The organism is Candidatus Polarisedimenticolaceae bacterium (assembly GCA_036376135.1).
GTDB lineage: Bacteria > Acidobacteriota > Polarisedimenticolia > Polarisedimenticolales > DASRJG01 > DASVAW01.
In genome coordinates this window covers 1-3,064 of sequence record DASVAW010000068.1, presented here as the reverse complement: position 1 = coordinate 3,064, position 3,064 = coordinate 1, and the positions used below count along the sequence as shown (strand labels likewise).

Annotated in this window: 4 protein-coding genes; 1 reads left to right on the top strand and 3 read right to left on the bottom strand. The window is 70.3% G+C overall.

Annotation, left to right across the window (positions count from 1 at the left end; genetic code table 11):
- The first annotated feature begins 98 nt into the window (after positions 1–98).
- A complete protein-coding gene (locus VF139_06425; protein ID HEX6851025.1) occupies positions 99–746 on the top strand; it encodes a DedA family protein in 648 nt (215 codons plus the stop codon).
- Here VF139_06425 and VF139_06420 read toward each other — a convergent pair.
- The 3 genes from VF139_06420 to VF139_06410 all read right to left on the bottom strand — a co-directional run.
- A complete protein-coding gene (locus VF139_06420; protein ID HEX6851024.1) occupies positions 706–1,542 on the bottom strand; it encodes a CoA ester lyase in 837 nt (278 codons plus the stop codon). The genes VF139_06425 and VF139_06420 overlap by 41 nt on opposite strands.
- Positions 1,539–2,567, bottom strand: coding sequence for an AmmeMemoRadiSam system radical SAM enzyme (gene amrS / locus VF139_06415; GenBank protein HEX6851023.1), 1,029 nt, complete (start codon positions 2,565–2,567; stop codon positions 1,539–1,541). Before amrS ends, VF139_06420 begins: the two co-directional genes overlap by 4 nt.
- A gap of 298 nt (positions 2,568–2,865) precedes the next feature.
- Positions 2,866–3,064 (bottom strand): hypothetical protein (locus tag VF139_06410; protein HEX6851022.1); only part of this gene is annotated, 199 nt, incomplete at its 5' end.

The following is a 3,064-nucleotide window of genomic DNA, read 5'->3' as shown; positions in this document are numbered from 1 at the left end:
CGGAGAACCGGAACCCGGTTCCTCGGAGCGTCCGGGCCGATGGGAGATTAGAACCCGGTGCAAGCACGGTCGGGTCGTGACGCGCAGAGAGGGCTCCCTTGCTCGAAACCTTCCTCGACCTGTTCCTCCATCTCGACAAGCACCTCGCCGAGCTGATCCGCGATTACGGTGCGTGGACGTACGCGATCCTCTTCTCGATCGTCTTCCTCGAGACGGGGGTCGTCGTCACCCCGTTTCTCCCGGGCGACTCCCTGCTCTTCGCGGCGGGGGCGCTGGCCGCGATCGGCGGGCTCGACGTCCGGTTGTTGTTCGTGCTCCTCGCCGTCGCCGCGATCCTGGGCGACACCGCCAACTACTGGATCGGGAACAAGGTCGGGCCGCGCGCCTTCTCGGTCGACCGCTGGTTCCTCAAGCACCGGCACCTGGTGCGCACGCAGGAGTTCTACGCGCGCCACGGCGGGAAGACGATCTTCCTCGCCCGCTTCGTCCCGATCGTGCGCACGTTCGCGCCGTTCGTCGCCGGGATCGGCACGATGACCTACGCGCGGTTCCTCGCGTGGAACGTCGTCGGGGCGATCGCGTGGGTCGGCGGGTGCCTCGGTGCGGGGTACCTGTTCGGGAACATCCCCGTCGTGAAGGAGAACTTCACCTTCGTCATCCTGGGGATCGTGTTCGTCTCGGTGCTGCCGATCGCCTTCGAGTGGCTCAGGCACCGCTCCGCTCGAGGATCCGCGCCGCAACGGTGACGTGCAGCGCCTCGATCATCTCCCCGTCCACGACGAGGACTCCGCGCCGCTCCCCGTCGAGGGTGCGCCACGCATCCACCACGCGCCGCGCCCAGCCGAGCTCGTCCATCGTCGGCGCGAAGACCTCGTGGATCACGGGGATCTGCGACGGATGGATGCACGACTTCCCGTCGTACCCCATCCCCCGCGCGATCGACGCGTGCCGGCGGAGCCCCTCGTCGTCGCGGAAGCGGAAGTAGACGGAGTCGATCGCGAGCACGTCGGAGGCTCGGGCGGCGAGGAGGATCTCGCCGAGGGCGTGCCGTTCCCAGCCCCGCTCGTCGTCGGGGCGGGCCCGCAGCGACATCCTGAGATCGGCCGAGCCGACGACGAGAGCGGCGATCCGCTCGTGGCAGGCGGCGAGCTCGCGCGCCGCCGCGACGCCGCGCGCCGTCTCGATCATCAGGGCGGTCCCGGAGCCGTGGCCGGAGAACCAGTCGGCGAGGTCGCAGACCTCCTCGGGGTCCTCCGCCTTGGGAACGAGAACCAGCGGCGGGTGCAACGCCTCCGCGAGCGAGAGGTCGTCCTCGTGCCCCGCGCTCCCGACGCCGTTGACCCGGAGCATCCAGGGGACGTTCTCGGGGATCAGCCGCGCCGCCGCGGCCTCGCGGAGGAGCTCCCGCGCGCTCTCCTTCTGCTGCGCCGAGATCCCGTCCTCGAGGTCGACGACGAAGGCGTCGGCGGCGAGGGACGGGATCTTCTGGAGCATCGACGGGCTCGCCGCGGGAACGTAGAGAAGGCTCCTGGGCGCCTTCATGCCGCCCACCGTCCCGCGATCGCGGTGCCGCAGGCCGCGCAGGCCCCGCCGGACAGGCGCACGGCGCGCACCCGGTACCCGGTCCGCTCGACGACCGCCTTCCCGCACCCCGGGCAGATCGTGTCCTCGAGGCCGCCGACCGCGCCGGGGAGGTTTCCGGCGTAGACGTAACGGAGCCCCGCCTCGCGGCCGATCGCGGCGGCGCGCTCGAGGTCCGCCGCGGTCGTGGCCCGGGGCGCCTGCATCTTGTAGTCGGGGTGGAACGCGGTGACGTGCCAGGGAAGGTCCGGCGAGACCGACGCGAGGAAACGCGCGATGCCGCCGAGCTCCTCCTCCCCGTCGTTGAACCCGGGGACGAGCAGCGTGACGACCTCGACCCAGAACCCGGCGGCGTGGAGCTCGCCGATCGAATCGAGGACCGGCTTCAGCCGCCCGCCGAGCTCACGGTAGGCGGCGTCGCGGAATCCCTTGAGATCGACCTTGTACAGGTCGGCCACCGGGCGCAGGTACGCGATCGCCTCCGGGGTCGCGTTCCCGTTCGAGACGAACCCGCAGAGCAGGCCGCGCTCCTTGGCCAGGGTGAAGATCGCGACGGCCCACTCGGCGGTGATGAGCGGCTCGTTGTACGTGCTCACGAGCACCGGCGCTCCGTAGCGCACCGCGGCGGCGACGAGCGATTCCGGATCGGTCGGACGTGCCGGCGCCGACGCCTCGGGGTCGCGCCCGCTCTGCGACGTCTCCCAGTTCTGGCAATACGGGCAGTGGAAATCGCATCCGAGCATGCCGAAGGAGAGGGCCTCGCATCCGGGAAGGACGTGGAAGAAAGGCTTCTTCTCGATCGGATCGACCTGGGCTCCGGCGACGTATCCCCACGGCGCGAACAAGGTCCCGTCGCGGTTCCCCCGGACGCGGCAGATGCCGTCGAGCCCCGGGAGGATCGTGCAGCGGTGTCCGCAGGCGTGGCAACGGACGCGCCCGCCGGGGAGCTTCTCGTACAACACCGCTTCGCGCGTTTCTGCGGTCACGCCGGCAGTGTAGCGCCCCGTGAAAAGAGGGACAGCAACCTATTTCCCCTCCCCCGAAGCCGACGAAACGGCGTCCACGGTGGCCGCGAGGTTGTTGGAGGCAGGGTCGTCGCGCCGGCGGTACTTGCGGCGGGTGGGAGAGTTCCAGCGGTCCCAACGAGCGACGGGGCAGATGATCCGGTTCGTTCGAGCGGCGCGAGGCTCGAAACCGACGGACCCGCCGCAAGTTCCGCAGGGTCCGGCCTCCGCGTTCCCAACAAGCTCGCGGCCACGTTGAAATAGGTTGCTGTCCCTGTTTTCAGACCGCTTCGGGCTCGAGCGACATCACCCAGAAGTCGAGCGTGTAGTGCGCCACCTGCTGGAAGGCTTCCGACGCGGCGGCGCGCTGGGAAGCGGAGGCTTCCGCGAACGAGGCGTTGAGGGCCTCCTCGAAGCGGGCGAGCGCGGCACGGCGCCGGGGCGAGGCGAATCGGTCGGTGAATTCGCGAAGGGCGGCG

Bases quoted from the DNA above. Each gene is read 5' to 3' on its own strand.
- VF139_06420 (HEX6851024.1), bottom strand. From the start codon at position 1,542: ATGAAGGCGCCCAGGAGCCTTCTCTACGTTCCCGCGGCGAGCCCGTCG.